Origin of the sequence: Nonomuraea longispora (assembly GCF_004348345.1) — a bacterium.
In the GTDB taxonomy this organism is placed as follows: Bacteria; Actinomycetota; Actinomycetes; order Streptosporangiales; family Streptosporangiaceae; genus Nonomuraea; species Nonomuraea longispora.
This window is the reverse complement of sequence record NZ_SMJZ01000226.1, coordinates 1-13,939: the sequence shown is the minus strand read 5'-3', so window position 1 is coordinate 13,939 and position 13,939 is coordinate 1. Positions and strand designations below refer to the sequence as shown.

Annotated in this window: 17 protein-coding genes; 6 read left to right on the top strand and 11 right to left on the bottom strand. The window is 71.3% G+C overall.

Annotated elements, in window-relative coordinates:
• Positions 1 to 30: 30 nt before the first annotated feature.
• The 3 genes from E1267_RS37675 to E1267_RS37665 form a co-directional block, all read right to left on the bottom strand.
• On the bottom strand, positions 31 to 339 hold the full coding sequence (locus E1267_RS37675; RefSeq protein WP_132340083.1) for an SHOCT domain-containing protein: 309 nt from the start codon (positions 337 to 339) through the stop codon (positions 31 to 33).
• 156 nt (positions 340 to 495) lie between these two features.
• Positions 496 to 867 carry a VOC family protein gene (locus tag E1267_RS37670; protein ID WP_132340081.1) on the bottom strand — a complete coding sequence of 124 codons (372 nt, stop codon included), beginning with the start codon at positions 865 to 867 and terminating at the stop codon, positions 496 to 498.
• Positions 851 to 1,615 (bottom strand): class I SAM-dependent methyltransferase, encoded by a 765-nt coding sequence (locus tag E1267_RS37665; RefSeq protein WP_132340079.1) that lies wholly within the window; start codon positions 1,613 to 1,615, stop codon positions 851 to 853. Before E1267_RS37665 ends, E1267_RS37670 begins: the two co-directional genes overlap by 17 nt.
• Positions 1,616 to 1,913: 298 nt before the next feature.
• Here E1267_RS37665 and E1267_RS37660 point away from each other — a divergent pair, with 298 nt between their 5' ends.
• Positions 1,914 to 2,129, top strand: coding sequence for a hypothetical protein (locus tag E1267_RS37660; RefSeq protein ID WP_132340077.1), 216 nt, complete (start codon positions 1,914 to 1,916; stop codon positions 2,127 to 2,129).
• Positions 2,130 to 2,197: 68 nt separating this feature from the next.
• Here the strand turns inward: E1267_RS37660 and E1267_RS37655 are convergent, their stop codons facing one another.
• From E1267_RS37655 to E1267_RS37645, 3 genes are read right to left on the bottom strand one after another with little or no spacing between them, the layout of a single operon-like run.
• On the bottom strand, positions 2,198 to 2,689 hold the full coding sequence (locus tag E1267_RS37655) for an AAA family ATPase (protein WP_132340075.1): 492 nt from the start codon (positions 2,687 to 2,689) through the stop codon (positions 2,198 to 2,200).
• 53 nt (positions 2,690 to 2,742) lie between these two features.
• Positions 2,743 to 3,390 (bottom strand): response regulator transcription factor, encoded by a 648-nt coding sequence (locus tag E1267_RS37650; protein ID WP_132340073.1) that lies wholly within the window; start codon positions 3,388 to 3,390, stop codon positions 2,743 to 2,745.
• Positions 3,387 to 4,493 (bottom strand): sensor histidine kinase, encoded by a 1,107-nt coding sequence (locus E1267_RS37645; protein WP_132340071.1) that lies wholly within the window; start codon positions 4,491 to 4,493, stop codon positions 3,387 to 3,389. Before E1267_RS37645 ends, E1267_RS37650 begins: the two co-directional genes overlap by 4 nt.
• Before the next feature lie 47 nt (positions 4,494 to 4,540).
• Between E1267_RS37645 and ggt the strand changes: the two genes are divergently transcribed.
• Positions 4,541 to 6,319, top strand: a complete 1,779-nt coding sequence (gene ggt / locus E1267_RS37640; protein ID WP_425465123.1) for a gamma-glutamyltransferase — start codon at positions 4,541 to 4,543, stop codon at positions 6,317 to 6,319.
• Here the strand turns inward: ggt and E1267_RS37635 are convergent.
• On the bottom strand, positions 6,309 to 7,757 hold the full coding sequence (locus E1267_RS37635) for a flavin-containing monooxygenase (RefSeq protein ID WP_132340069.1): 1,449 nt from the start codon (positions 7,755 to 7,757) through the stop codon (positions 6,309 to 6,311). The genes ggt and E1267_RS37635 overlap by 11 nt on opposite strands.
• A gap of 132 nt (positions 7,758 to 7,889) precedes the next feature.
• Positions 7,890 to 8,066 (bottom strand): hypothetical protein, encoded by a 177-nt coding sequence (locus tag E1267_RS44960; protein ID WP_165960014.1) that lies wholly within the window; start codon positions 8,064 to 8,066, stop codon positions 7,890 to 7,892.
• A gap of 128 nt (positions 8,067 to 8,194) precedes the next feature.
• Here E1267_RS44960 and E1267_RS37630 point away from each other — a divergent pair, with 128 nt between their 5' ends.
• On the top strand, positions 8,195 to 8,977 hold the full coding sequence (locus E1267_RS37630; protein WP_132340067.1) for an SURF1 family protein: 783 nt from the start codon (positions 8,195 to 8,197) through the stop codon (positions 8,975 to 8,977).
• A gap of 3 nt (positions 8,978 to 8,980) precedes the next feature.
• The gene (locus tag E1267_RS37625) at positions 8,981 to 9,292 is read left to right on the top strand and encodes a DUF3817 domain-containing protein (protein ID WP_132340065.1); all 312 of its coding nucleotides are present in this window, start codon (positions 8,981 to 8,983) and stop codon (positions 9,290 to 9,292) included.
• 17 nt (positions 9,293 to 9,309) lie between these two features.
• Here the strand turns inward: E1267_RS37625 and E1267_RS37620 are convergent, their stop codons facing one another.
• The 3 genes from E1267_RS37620 to E1267_RS37610 form a co-directional block, all read right to left on the bottom strand.
• Positions 9,310 to 9,504, bottom strand: coding sequence for a hypothetical protein (locus tag E1267_RS37620; RefSeq protein WP_132340063.1), 195 nt, complete (start codon positions 9,502 to 9,504; stop codon positions 9,310 to 9,312).
• A 124-nt stretch (positions 9,505 to 9,628) separates the two neighbouring features.
• Positions 9,629 to 10,726 carry a protein kinase domain-containing protein gene (locus E1267_RS37615; protein ID WP_132340061.1) on the bottom strand — a complete coding sequence of 366 codons (1,098 nt, stop codon included), beginning with the start codon at positions 10,724 to 10,726 and terminating at the stop codon, positions 9,629 to 9,631.
• Positions 10,727 to 10,735: 9 nt separating this feature from the next.
• Positions 10,736 to 11,590 carry an arylamine N-acetyltransferase family protein gene (locus E1267_RS37610; protein ID WP_132340059.1) on the bottom strand — a complete coding sequence of 285 codons (855 nt, stop codon included), beginning with the start codon at positions 11,588 to 11,590 and terminating at the stop codon, positions 10,736 to 10,738.
• Positions 11,591 to 11,662: 72 nt separating this feature from the next.
• On the opposite strand from E1267_RS37610, the gene E1267_RS37605 reads away from it, so the two are divergent.
• The gene (locus E1267_RS37605; protein WP_165960013.1) at positions 11,663 to 12,346 is read left to right on the top strand and encodes a response regulator transcription factor; all 684 of its coding nucleotides are present in this window, start codon (positions 11,663 to 11,665) and stop codon (positions 12,344 to 12,346) included.
• Positions 12,343 to 13,939, top strand: a 1,597-nt coding sequence (locus tag E1267_RS37600; protein WP_132340057.1) for a sensor histidine kinase, incomplete at its 3' end; no start/stop codon positions are given. The genes E1267_RS37605 and E1267_RS37600, both read left to right, overlap by 4 nt.

Here is a 13,939-nt window from a genome sequence, read left to right as displayed (position 1 = left end):
GTGTGAGCGGTGTTCAGGCCGGGGGACACGTCATGATGTCCCGCCCTTGAGAACGGAGAGCTTCTCGAAGTACTCGTCGTCGCTCATCTCGCCGCGGGCGTACCGCTCGGCGAGGATCTGCTCCGCGGACGCGGTCGGCGAACCGGCGGGCCCGGCGGGCCCGGCGTGTCCCGGGGGCCCCGCGGGGTGGGCACGGCGGGGACCCCACCAGCCCTTGCGCCGGGCGATGATGGCCAGCGCCACGACGCCCACCCAGAACAGGCCCCAGAACAGCGGGAAGATCGGCCAGAACGCGCCGGAGCCGCCCCAGTGCGGCGCCAGCAGTGCGATGGTGTTCATGTCTCCTCCTTGACGGTTGCCTTCAGCATCCGCCGAGGGGCCGTGCGGCGAATCGCACGTCAGGTCCGTTTCGCGCTGCGTCCGGGGGAGTGCCCGGACCGCGCCCGCGTACGCCCGCCGGCGTAGGCGCGAAGCTTCACCTCGTCCCAGAGCCGGTCAGAAGACGCAGAACTCGTTGCCCTCGGGGTCGGCCATGATCACCCAGTCGTCGCGGGTGGCCACCACCGTGGCGCCCAGTTCGGTGAGGCGCGCGATCTCCGCGCCGGGGTCGTCGGAGTCGACGTCGAGGTGGACGCGGTTCTTGACCGCCTTGTGCTCCGGCACGTGCTGGAACCACAGCCGGGGCGGCCCGCCCTCGACCAGCACCGTAGGGTCGTCCTCCGGGTCGTCGATCCCGTTGGCGCGCAGCCGCGCGAGCTCGTCCTCGTCGTAGGGCGCCACCGCGTAGCCGTCGAGCACCGCCGCCCAGAACCTCGCCAGGGAGGCCGGGTGCCGGCAGTCGACCACCACGTCACGCAGTCGGGCCATCGGGCTTCCTCGCTTCGATCAGGAACCTGGCGGAGTGGGCGACGAACGGCCCTTCGCTCTCGATGCGATCGTGCAACGCGCGCAACCTGTCCTCGTAGCGCCCGACCGAGAAGCCCGGCACGATCCAGATCACCTTGCGCAGGAAGTAGACGACCGCGCCGATGTCGCGGAACTCCATGCGCAACCGCTCGGACCGCAGGCCGACCACTTCGAGCCCGGCGGCCTCCGCTTCCCGCTCGGCCTCCGCGGGGTCGCGGGCGGAGCCGTGGAGCGGGCCGAGGAAGAACTCCGCGAGCTCGTACACGCTTCTGGGCCCCACCTGCTGGGAGAGGTAGGAGCCGCCGGGCCGCAGCACGCGGGCGATCTCTTCCCACCATGTCTCGACGGGGTGGCGGCTGGCCACGAACTCGAAGGCGCCGCTCGCGAACGGCAGGCGTGGCTCCTCGTCGTCGGCCACCACCCAGGCGCCGCGCGGGCGCAGCCGGGAGGCGGCCAGCTTGAGGTTGGGCGGCCACGACTCGGTGGCCACGGTGACCGGCGGCAGCGTGGGGACCCCGGCCAGGATCTCGCCGCCGCCCGTCTGGATGTCGAGTGCGGACCCGACCGTGGCCAGGCGCTCGCCGAGCAGCCTGGCATAGCCCCATGACGGGCGTTCCTCGGTGGCCCGGCCGTCGAGCCAGGAGAAGTCCCAGCCGTCCACGGAGACGCCGGCCGCCTCCTGGACGAGATCGTCGTACGCGCGCCGCATGCTCCGACCCTGTCAGGAGCCAAGCCCGGCGTTCAACCATATTTCGTCACGTGAGGCGGCCGCGCGCCGCCGCGCGGTCGATCCCGAGCCGGTCGATGACCTGCGTGGCGGGATCGGGATGCGCCAGCGCCAGCAGGCCGAGCGCCAGGTGCCGGGGCGTCTCAGCCTCTCGTCTTCATCGTCGTGGCCTTGATGGCCTGGTCGAGCACGGCGCGGCCCCCGCAGCCTCGTACGCGAGGCGGCGATCGACCGTGCGGACGGCGAGGACGGCACCGCCCTGCGCGAACTGCTCGCCGAGGTGTTCGCCTTCGAGCAGTCGGCCCACGAGGACGACCGGATCGACGTGGTCAGGGCACGCTGCGACGATCCGCCCGCCGACGCGCTCCGCAACCTGTGGAGGTCGGCCGTCGTACGCTTTTTGTTGGTGCGCTTGGCCTCGCCGATGAGGGTGATGCGCGCGCTTTTCGACCGGGGAAGCGTGGCACGGCTGACGGCCATGACGTCCACCTCGTGACCGCGGTGTTCCTGGCAGGCGGGCGGCCTCCTCGAAGTGCGGTCCCGGGGATCCTGTCGGGGAAGGTCTTACGCGAGCGTTCCCACACGACGCGGGCCTGCCCCATCTCCAGAGCGCTGATGTCCGGCTGGACGATCAGGTCGTGGAATCTCAAGGAGATAGTCCGGTTCGGTGAACAGAACGTGTGATGGGTTGAGGATGGACCGCTCCAGCCAGTGGAGAAGCCCTTCCGCGCCAGGTTCCGGCGGATCACCGACGATGTCGCGGTAGCCCGGCGCGCCTCCCAGCACCGCGTCGATGAGAAAGGCGGTATGCGGGTCGGTTTCCCAGTATGTCGCGGCGTCTCGGAAGCGGAACTGGCCGATGCGTAGATCGAGAACCGCCCTGCCGCGCAACGCCTGATCACCGGCGAGCAGGGAGGACATGATGGAGATCGCCGAGCCGCACAGGATGAGCTTGAAAGGCGGATGGCCCTTGCGGGGTCCGCGTCTGTCGTAGAGAGCCTGGATGGCGGAGGGCAGTTCGGGTGAACGATCCGCCAGATACGGAAACTCGTCCATTCTGCTCTGCCTGAGAGCCACCGTGCAGACGCCGTTCGCCGCTGGCTAGCGCTTCAGGCCCAGCCCGGCTTCACCAGGCCCGACTCGTACGCGATGACCACCAGCTGGGCGCGGTCGCGGGCGTGGAGTTTCATCATGGACCTGCTCACGTGCGTCTTGGCCGTGGCCGGCGACATGAACAGCTTGGCCGCGATCTCGTCGTTGGTCATGCCGGTCCCGACCAGGGCGAGCACCTCACGCTCGCGCTCCGTGAGCTGGTCGAGCCCGTCGACGGCGACCGGGGCCTTGGCGCGGGTGGCGTATTCGGCGATCAGGCGGCGGGTGACGCTGGGCGACAGCAGGGCCTCGCCGGCCGCGACCACCCGGACGGCCTGGATCAGCTCGGCAGGCTCGGTGTCCTTGACGAGGAAGCCGCTGGCGCCGCCGCGCAGCGCCTCGAAGACGTACTCGTCCAGCTCGAACGTCGTCAGGATGATGATGTGCGGCCCCGGCGGCATCTGGCGGGTGGCGGTCAGCCCGTCGGTGCCCGGCATGCGGATGTCCATCAGCACCACGTCGGGCTGGTGCTCGCCCGCCAGCCGCACCGCTTCCGCGCCGTCGGTCGCCTCGGCCACGACGGTCATGTCGGGCTGGGCGTCGAGCAGCGCCTTGAAACCCGCCCGCACCAGCGCCTGGTCGTCGGCCAGCAGCACCTTGATCATGTGGTCTCCTCGGGTAGGGGGAGCCGGGCCTCGACCTTGAAGCCGGCGCCTGACGGGCCCGCCACCAGTGTGCCGCCCAGAGCGGAGGCCCGCTCCCGCATGCCGGGGATGCCGTTGCCGCTGCCGGCCCCGGCCAGCAGGGGCACGTCCGTCCCGCCCGTGTCGGACACCGTGATGAGCAGCTCGCGCTCGCCGTACTCCAGGCGGACGGCGACGTCGGAGCCGGGGGCGTGCCGGGCGGCGTTGGTGAGCGACTCCTGCACGATCCGGTACGCGGCCCGCTCCACCTGGGACGGCAGCGGCCGGGAGCCGGCGCGTTCGAGCGTCACCTCCACCCCGGAGCGCTCCACCAGCTCGTCGAGGCGGTCGAGCCCGGCGGTGGGGGCACGGGGGGCGCCCTCGCGCAGGACGTTCAGCACCGAGCGCATCTCGCCGAGCACCTCCTTCGAGGCCGTCTTGATGGTGGACAGCGCGGTCCTCGCCTGCTCGGGGTTGGCGTCGATGAGGTGCAGCGCGGTCGAGGCCTGGACGTGGATGAGGGAGATGTTGTGCGCGAGCACGTCGTGCAGCTCCTGAGCCATGGTCAGGCGTTCTTCGCTGGCCTGCCGCCTGGCCTCCTCCTCGGCCGTGCGCTCGCGTTCGGCGCGGCGTTCCCGGACGATCCTGACCAGCTCGGCCAGCACCATGAGCAGCATGATGAAGGTCAGGATCCACACGCTGTGGAGGAGGTCGCGGTTGCCCATCAGCCAGCCGTAGGCGAGGAACGACACCAGCGTCGCCCCCGCCATGACCCAGGCGATGAGCCGCTTGCCCCGCGTGACCAGCAGGAACAGCAGGACCGCCGGGCTGATGAAGCTGGGGCCGTAGGCGTACCCGGCGATCAGGAACAGGTCGTTGGCGGCCAGCGCCGCGGCGGTCGTGGTCAGCGGGAGACGCCGGTGCAGCAGGATCGCCAGCGGCCCCACCAGCAGCAGCCCATAGGCGTAGGGGTCGAGCGGCTCCCTGAAGGTCTGCTGCCCCCAGGAGGCGCCCCTGCCGATGACGAACTGGGCGGCGGCCACGATGAGGGCGAGGTAGGGGTCGAATCCGTACTTCCCGCGCACGTCACCCACGCTAGATCAACGCTTTGACCTGCGCATCATCCCTGTGTGTGAGGGGGCCCTACCACGACGGGCGTACCTGGGTCATCGTGGACACCATGCGCCGAGTGATCGTTCCCGCAGCAACAGCTCTCGTCCTGCTCGTGCCGGCGGCGCCCGCGCCGGCCAAGCCGCCGCAGAAGGTGCCGGTCGCGGAGGGGTACGGCGGCGCCGTGGCCACCGTCGACCTCGACGCCAGCAGGGCCGCCGTCTCCGTGCTCAGGAAGGGCGGCAACGCCATGGACGCCGCCGTCGCCGCGGGCGCGGTGCTCGGCGTCACGGAGCCGTACTCGTCGGGCCTGGCGGGCGGCGGTTTCATGGTCTACTACGACGCCGGGAAGCGGAAGGTCTTCACGATCGACGGCCGCGAGACCGCGCCCAGGGCGATGACCCCGACCACGCTGGAGGGCATCCCGTTCGAGGAGGGCGTGACCAGCGGCCTGTCCGCCGGCGTGCCGGGCACGGTCGCGAACTGGGACCTCGCCCTGCGCAGATTCGGCACGATCTCGCTCGCCAAGGCGCTGCGGCCCGCCATCGACGTGGCGTCCAAGGGCTTCGTCGTCGACCAGACCTTCCACGACCAGACCGCCGCCAACGCCGACCGCTTCAAGGACTTCACCTCCACGGCCGAGCTCTACCTCCCGAACGGCGCCCCGCCGCCCGTCGGCTCGACCTTCAGGAACCCGGACCTCGCGGCCACGTACCGCGAGCTGGCCAGACGCGGCCCCCGCTGGTTGTACGGCGGGCGACTCGGCAAGGAGATCGTGGCCACCGTCAAACGGCCGCCGGTCACCCCGGGCAGCACCCGCAACGTCCGGCCCGGCCTGATGGAGCTGTCCGACCTGCGCGCCTACCGGGCGCTCCTGCGCGAGCCCACGAAGGTCTCCTACAGGGGCATGGACGTGTACGGCATGGCACCGCCGTCCTCGGGCGGCTCCACGGTCGGGGAGGCGCTCAACATCCTGGAGGCCCTGCCCGAGGTCGGCCTGCACGAATACCTGGAGGCGTCCAGGCTGGCCTTCGCCGACCGCGGCGCGTACGTCGGCGACATCCCCGGCGTGCCGCTCAAGCAGTTGTTGTCCGACGGCTTCGCCAAGGAACGGGCCTGCCAGGTCGGCGACGCGGCGATGGCGCATCCCGCCGCGCCCGGCGACCCCGACGGCTCGTACGAGCCGTGCCCGCGGCCCACGGGCAGCGCCGCGCCGGTCGCGAAGGAGGGCCCCGAGACCACCCACATGGTGGTCGCCGACCGCTGGGGCAACGTGGTGGCCTACAACCTGACCATCGAGTCCACCGGCGGCAACGGCATCGTCGTGCCGGGGCGGGGCGTGCTGCTCAACAACGAGCTGACCGACTTCACGTTCGGCCCGGCGCCGGACGACCCGAACCTGCCGGGCCCCGGCAAGCGGCCGCGTTCGTCGATGGCGCCGACGCTGGTGTTCGACCACGGCAGGCCGGTGCTGGCGGCCGGCTCGCCCGGCGGCTCGACCATCATCACGACCGTGCTGCAGATCCTCGTCAACCGGTACGAGTTCGGCATGAGCCTGCCGGACGCGCTGGCCGCGCCACGTGCCACCCAGCGCAACACCGAGCAGACGCAGGCCGAGCAGGCGTTCCTGGACGAGCACCGGGCCGAGCTGGAGGCCAAGGGGCACGCCTTCGCGCTCAACCCGGAGATCGGCGCCGCGACGGCGCTGGAGTTCCTCGGCAGGGGCCGGGTCCAGGCCGTGGCCGAGCCGAGCCGCAGGGGCGGCGGCAGCGCGATGGTCGTCGATCCGGCTAGAAGATGAGCTCGTAGGCGCCGGGTTTCACCTTCCGCGTACGTGCCCAGTACTCGAAGGTGAAGCCCGGCCAGATTGTCCTGTTGACTCCGTGTTCGTCCAGGTACCAGGACCGGCAACCGCCCGCGTTCCACACGAGCGGGTCGAGCCGTTCGCGCAGCCGCCGGTCGAACACCCGCTGCGCCTCCGGTCTGACGTCGAGGGCCCTGGCGCGGGTCCTGGACAGCAGGCGCAGGCAGCCGATCACGTAGCGGACCTGCGCCTCGATCATGAAGGCGACCGAGTTGTGCCCGAGGCCGGTGTTGGGGCCGAGCAGGAAGAACAGGTTGGGGAAGCCGGAGGTGGTGATGCCGTAGTAGGTCTGGATGCCGTGCTGCCAGGCGTCCTGGATCTTCACGCCGCCCCTGCCGACGATGTGCTGCTCGGCGAGCGCGTCGAGCACCCGGAAGCCGGTGCCGTAGACGATCGCGTCGGCGGGGTGCTCGCGGCCGGCGGCGTCCACGAGCGAGTGCGGCCTGATCTCCGTGATCTCGTCGGTGACCAGTTTGACGTCGTCCCTCATCAGGGTCGGGTAGTAGTCGCTGGAGATCAGGATGCGCTTGCAGCCGATGAGGTAGCCGGGGGTGAGCCGGCGGCGCAGGTCGGGGTCGGGGACCTGGGCGTGCAGGTGCTTGAGCGCCAGCTTCTCGTGCGCCTTCATCAGCCGCGGGTCGACGGCGAAGCCGAGCGCGCGCGACTCCAGGGCCCAGTAGAGGGCGGTGCGCAGCGCCCTCGCCGCACCGGGCAGGCGCAGGGCGTCGCGGGCCCGGGGCGGGATGGCGAAATCGGGTTTGGGGTGCAGCCACGGGGCCGTGCGCTGGAAGACGGTGAGCTCGCGGGTGACGGGGGCGAGCCGGGGGACGAACTGTACGGCGGAGGCGCCGGTGCCGATGACGGCGACCCGCTTGCCGGTCAGGTCGACGGAGTGGTCCCAGGCGGCGGAGTGCATGGCTGGACCGACAAACGACTCGCGTCCCGAAATTTCGGGATATTTGGGGATGTGCAGGGCGCCGATCGCGGAGATCACGGCGTTCGCGCGCAGCGTGCCGCCGTCGTCGGTGGTGACCGTCCAGTCGCGGCGGGCGTCGTCGTACTCGAGGGCGGTGACGTGCCTGCCGTACCGGATGTGCGGGGTCACGCCGTGCCTGCCCGCGCATGACCGCAGATAGTCGTGGATCTCCTGCCGCGGCGCGAACATCCGCGACCAGCCGGGATTGAGGTCGAACGAGTACGAGTACATGTGTGACGGCACGTCGCACGCGCATCCGGGATAGATGTTGTCGCGCCAGGTGCCGCCCAGGTCGCCGGCCTTCTCCAGGATGACGAAGTCGTGATGGCCGGCGGCCTTGAGCTTGATGGCCATGCAGACGCCGGCGAGCCCGGCGCCGATGATCACGATCCCAGCCATCGGACCTCCACGGCACTATTGGACAGTAGATCTAATGTATGGACGGGCGTCGATCGGGTCCAGAGTGAAACAGGCCACAGGAACGACGAGAACCCGCCACGGCCTCCGCGGCGGGTCGTCCTGGTCGGATGCCTACTGGAGCAGGAGGAAGGCGACGACGCCGACGATCACGACCGCGACGACGACGACGGCAACGATGGGGACGATGGGGGACTTCTTCGGCGGGGTCGCGGCTTCCTGCTCACGTCGCTGTGCGAACGCGCGGAACTGCTGGGTGTTGCCCGCCGGGTCGATATGCTGGTCAGACATGAGCAGCAGCCTAGCGTGAGCGTCTGTGTCATTTGCGGCGTTTGGCGGGATCTGCGGTGGGTGATGCACGCCCTGCTCAGGAGTGGCCTGATGAGAGGACCACCCCACCCGGCGGATAGTTTTGAACCATGCTGAGGACCCTGCTCTCCCCACGCTTGCTGGGGCTACACGTGCTGACCGTCGGGGTCCTTATCGCGTTCATCCTGCTCGGCCGCTGGCAGCTCGGCGTCTTCCACGACTCGGGCAGGCCGCGCGCCTCCACCGACCCCGCGCCCGTCGCGGTCACCACGCTCGCCCAGGTTAGCTCTCAGCTCGGCGGCGAGGCCGTCAGCCGCAGGGTCACGGCGGAGGGCGTCTATGACGCGGGCCGCCAGCTCCTGGTGGCCGACCGGCGGCCCGACGTCGACGCCCCCGGGGGCAACGTCTCCCGCGACCACGGCTACTGGGTGCTCACGCCGCTCCGGCTCGACGACGGCACGCTGATGCCGGTGGTGCGCGGCTGGGCGAAGACCTCGGGCGACCCCGCGGTGGCCGCCGTGCCGGAGGGCAGGGTCGCGGTGTCGGGGCGGCTGCGTCCCCAACAGGGAACCGACAGCGTGCAGCGCCGCGGCGAGGGGCTGCCGGCCGGCCAGGTGCAGACGGTGTCGACGGGCGAGCTGGTCAACCTGTGGACGGGGGAGAAGGTGCGCGCCGGCTATGTCGTGGCGCAACCGCCGTCGGGCTGGCTGGCGCAGGTGAAGGTCGACCCGCCCGTGGTCGGCGGCACGCTGACCTGGCGTAACCTCGCTTACGCCGCGAACTGGTGGATCTTTGCCGGATTCGCCGTTTTCATGTGGTTCCACTTCGTACGCGACGCCGTACGAGCGGATCGGGAACGTGGCAAGTCCCCTGAGATGGCTCTGGAAGGTTAAATCGTGGAATCGGCTCTGAAGCCCTTCCGGGTGCTGGCTTACGTGGTCGGCGTCATGCTGCTGGTGTTGTGCGTCGGCATGGTGCTGCGTTACGGCTTCGGCGAGGAGGCCATGTCGAAGATCATCGCGCCCATCCACGGCGGGCTCTACATGCTCTATCTCGTCGCCGTCATGAATCTGGGCATGAAGGCACGCTGGACGTGGCCGTACATGCTCGGCGTCATGCTGGGCGGCACGGTGCCGTTCCTGTCCTTCTACGTCGAGCGCAGGGTGACCCAGCGGGTGCGGACGGCGCTGACCGCGGCGGAGGCCTGAGGCCTCCGCCGGGCGGCTCAGCGGCCGATGCCGCGCTTGCGCGCCCTCTTGAGGCGCTCGCGCTGCGACGGGTCGAGCATCAGGTAACCGATCACCGGAGCTGCGACCACGCCGAGGACAACCAGCAGGGTGACAAAGCCGGTGCCGAAGATCATCAGGGACAGCAGCACCGCGGCGCCTGCGCCGATGGCGTACTTCTGGACTGGCGACATCCTCAACATCCTCCGAACGCGGAGCGCGCGCCCCGCCTCTTCCACATTGTGCGTCGCCTGTCCAACGAGTGACACCTCCGTCGTTGTTCCGTTCGCGATGTATCGCAATCGTTGCCGAGGTTCCTCAGCTCCGCCGGCTCCTGATCGCGAGGAGCTCGGCGCGGAGTTCGTCAGGTGTCGGACGGTCCTGCGGATGGCCCGACAGCAGCCGTAACAGGACGGGGGCCAGCGCGCCCGCCCTGGCCAGCCGCGCGCCCGGGGCCGGAGGCGCGCCCTCGACCGCGGTGAACAGCGTCGCGCCCAGCGACCACAGGTCGGCCTCCTGGGTCTGGGCGCCCTCGGGAGCGGTGTAGGCGGGCAGCGTACCCGCTCGCAGCAGCGGCAGGAGCCGCGCCCGCCCGCTACTGTCGATCATGACGTTGCCCGGCTGCACCCCGCCGTGGAACTCGCCGATGGCCAGCAGCCGGTCGAGCAGGGCGAGCCCCACCGCGGCGGCGTCCGCGGGCGGCAGCGGGCCCGACGCCGCGATGACCGCGTCCAGCGGGCGGTCCACGGCCAGCCGGTCGAGCGTCTCGCCCACCACGTCCAGCGGCGGCGCCCCCGACGGGTGCAACATCGCCCTGACCAGGGACCTGAGCGGGTCGGCGCCCTCGGCGGGCATCTGGCCCGGCGGGCGGCCCTCGATCGCGAAGTGCAGCGTGGCGGCCAGCGACCACAGGTCGGCGGACGGCAACATGCTGAGGCTGGGAAAGCCGAACCCCGTGAGCACCGCCCGGCCCGTCGTGGTGAGCAGCACGTTGCCGGGATCGACCCGGCCGTGCACGATGCCCGCCTCGTGCGCGGTGGCCAGCGCCGACAGGACACAGACTCCCACCCGCGCGGCCTGCGGGACGGGCAGCGGCCGGCGCGCGCGTACGGCCTGCTCCAGCGAGGCGCCCGAGACGAACTCCATCACCAGCCACGGCGCGCGGTCCTCGATCACGACGTCCAGCACGCGCACGATCGAGGCGTGCCGCAGTGTGGTGGCCCGCCGCGCCTCGTGCAGCGCGGCGTCGCGCAGCTCGGTGGGGACACGCAGCCGCCTGACCGCGACGTCGCGGTGGCGCGCCTCGTCGAAGGCCAGGAGCACGGACCCGGCGCCCAGGGGGTTGAGCAGCCGGTAACGGCCGGCCAGTCTGGTGGTCTCACCCATCTCGACGTGCACGATAGCGCCCGTGCGCACGCGTGGCCATCATGCGGGACCGCCTGCCAGCCAGGCCTCGTGGGCGTCGTGGATCTTGCCCCAGAGCTTCTCCTTCTCCTCCTCGCTCACGTCGTCGAGCGGCAGCGCGAACACGTCGGCCAGGGCCGCGAAATAGTCGCGTGCCGTGTCCAGGACGATCGTGTGCGCGCCCGCCCCCACCCGGCGCAGTTCGAGCCCGCGCAGGATGTCCGCACCGGAGCCGTCGCGCCGCTGGACGACAGCGATTCGCACGAACCCGGACGCCGGAGACGTCGTCAAATGTTCATGCATGCTGACGAAGGCCGACATATCCGTGGGCGCTGGGCCAAAGTCCATACCTACGAACGAACCACTCGGATCGTGGTCGAACCGCCAGCCGGCGGGCGCCACCTCGGAGGGGCGCAGCCCGTAGGTGAAAGGGCCCTGCCGGTAGGAGCCGGCGACCAGCGGGAGCGGCTCGTGCAGGCCGTCGCCCAGCCCGACGTCGACCATCCACTCACCACCCGGATTGCCGTCAGAGGGCAGGCCGCGCGCCGTGAGCACCAGGTGGTTGGCGGTGACGCCGGGCTCGCCGCCCCGCAGCTGCGCGCCGCCGACATGCCGGGTCACGTCGTAGCCGAGCGCCCTGAGCAGCCCGGAGAACGCGCCGTTGAGGTGGTAGCAGTAGCCGCCGCGGCCACGGATGACACGCCCGGCCGACTCGGCGGGATCGACCGTGGTGGGGCGGCCCAGCCAGATCTCCAGGACCTCGTACGCGACCCGTTCGACGTGCGCGACATGCAGTGTCCGCAGGTTCTCGGCGCTGACGGGAGCGCCGAGCAGCCCGGGCAGGCCGAGGCGGCGCAGGTATGCGGCTGTGTTCACTCGCCTAGTCTGCACCGGATATGCACAATTCCAGCAGTGTCGTCTGCACAGGGCGCTTCTAGGCTTCCGTACGTGGCGGAGCAGCGACGCATCCTCGTGGTCGAGGACGATGCGACGATCGCCCTGGCCGTCAGGAACAGGCTGGCGGCCGAGGGGTTCGACGTCAGGGTGGCGGGCGACGGGCAGGACGCGCTCATCCAGTACGGCAGGGCCGAACCCGACCTCGTGATCCTCGACCGGCTGCTACCCGGCCTCGACGGGCTGGAGGTGTGCCGTCGCATGCAGGCGGCCAGGCCGGTGCCCGTGTTCATGCTGACCGCGCTCGGCGACGAGACCGACGTGCTCGTCGGGCTCGGCGTCGGCGCGGACGACTACCTGGCCAAGCCGTTCAGCATGCGCGAGCTGGTCGCCAGGATCCACGCGCTGCTGCGCAGGGTCGAACGGGCCTCCCAGCTCGCCGTCGAGGACACCGTGATCAGGGTGGGCGAGGTCGAGATCGACACCGCGGCCCGCCGGGTGTTCGTACGCGGGGCGGAGGCGCAGCTCACCAGGACGGAGTTCGACCTGCTGCGGCGGCTGGCCGAACGGCCGGGGCAGGTCTTCGAGCGCGACCGGCTGCTGTCCGACGTGTGGGGCTTCTCCGAGGCCGCCGCCACCAGGACGGTCGACAGCCACGTACGGGCGCTGCGCCGCAAACTCGGCTCCGACGTGGTCCGCACCGTCCACGGCGTCGGCTACGCGCTGGTGCGGCAGTGAGGCCGCTCGACTTCCTGGGCCGGATCAAGGTCAAGCTCGGCATCGTGATCGTGCTGGCCGTGGGGACGGCGTTCGTCGTGAACGAGGTCGGCATCGCCTCCGGCCTGGCCGGCGAGGTGCGCATCGCGGTCGCCGTCGTCCTGGCGTTGATCATGGTACAGGTGCTGGCCATGGGCATGACCAAGCCGCTGCGCCAGATGGCCAGCGCCGCCCAGACGATCGCCAAGGGCAGCTACACGCTGCGCGTCAACGCCACCTCGCGCGACGAGGTGGGGGAGCTGGCCAGGGCGTTCAACGCGATGGCCGCCGACCTAGGCGAGGTCGACCGGCAGCGGCGCGAGCTCGTCGCGAACGTCAGCCACGAACTGCGCACACCCATCACCGGGCTCCGCGCCATCCTCGAGAACGTCGTGGACGGCGTCTCCGCGCCCGACCCGGTCACCATGTCGACCGCGCTCGCCCAGACCGAACGCCTCGGACGGCTCGTCGCCCAGCTGCTCGACCTGTCGCGACTCGACTCCGGGGTACGCCTCATCGACCCCGAACCCGTCGAGCTGGCACGGCTCGCCGAGCAGGCGGTCAGGGAGGCGTCGCTGGCCCGCGACGACGTCACCATCAGGTCGGCGGTCCCGGCCAGGCTCGGGGTGCGCGCCGACCCCGACCTGCTCGCCCAGGTCCTGTCCAACCTCCTCGACAACGCCGTACGCCACAGCCCGCCGGGTGGCGTCGTCACCGTCACCGGCGCGGAACACGGCGAGTCGGTACGGCTCGCCGTCGCCGACCCGGGGCCGGGCATCCCGGCGGCGGCGAGGGAACGTGTCTTCGAACGTTTCTCCCGCCTGGACGCGGGACGCACCGCCGACGCCGGGGGCGCGGGGCTGGGTCTGGCCATCGTGAAGGAGATCGTCGAGCTGCACGGGGGTTTCATCCGCATCGACGACTGCCCCGGGTGCCGGATGGTCGTCGAACTACCAGGGAGGACGACGATGGCGGACACGCCATTGCCACACGGACGAAGCACGGGGGACGAACGGCTGCCGTCCGAGGAGACGCGGGCGCCGGGCACTGCCGGTGCCGCGTCGGAGACCGCGACGCCGCCCGGGACCGCCGCCGCACCGGGGTCCGCACCGGGGTCCGCACCGGGGTCCGCGCCGGCAGCGGACGCCGGTTCAGGGCCGGGAGCCGACCTCGTGGAGGGCGCCGTGGTGACGGGGGACGCCGAATGGCCGCAGCCCGTACCGGCGCAGGACGCCCCAGCCGCTTTGGCCGGTGCCGGTGCTGCGGGGAGGGTCGCGTCCGGCAGCGGGGAGGGGCCCGCCGGGGACGCGACATGGGCCATACCGGAGACCGGCCGTGGTGCCGCGGCGGGTGCCGGCATGCCCGGCGGGTCGCCGCCCGCCGGCCCGAGCTATGCCAGGATGCTCGGCGGCGGAATCATCGGGGTGCTGGTCGGGTTCGTGGTCGGGATGGTCGCCGCCATGGTCGCCGGCATCGCCCTGGGCGCCGGGTTCGCCTTGGTCACATTCGCCGTGTGCGTGGGCGGCATGGGCGCCGTGGGGGTGGCCATGGGGGCCGGGTCGGCGCGGCGCGCAG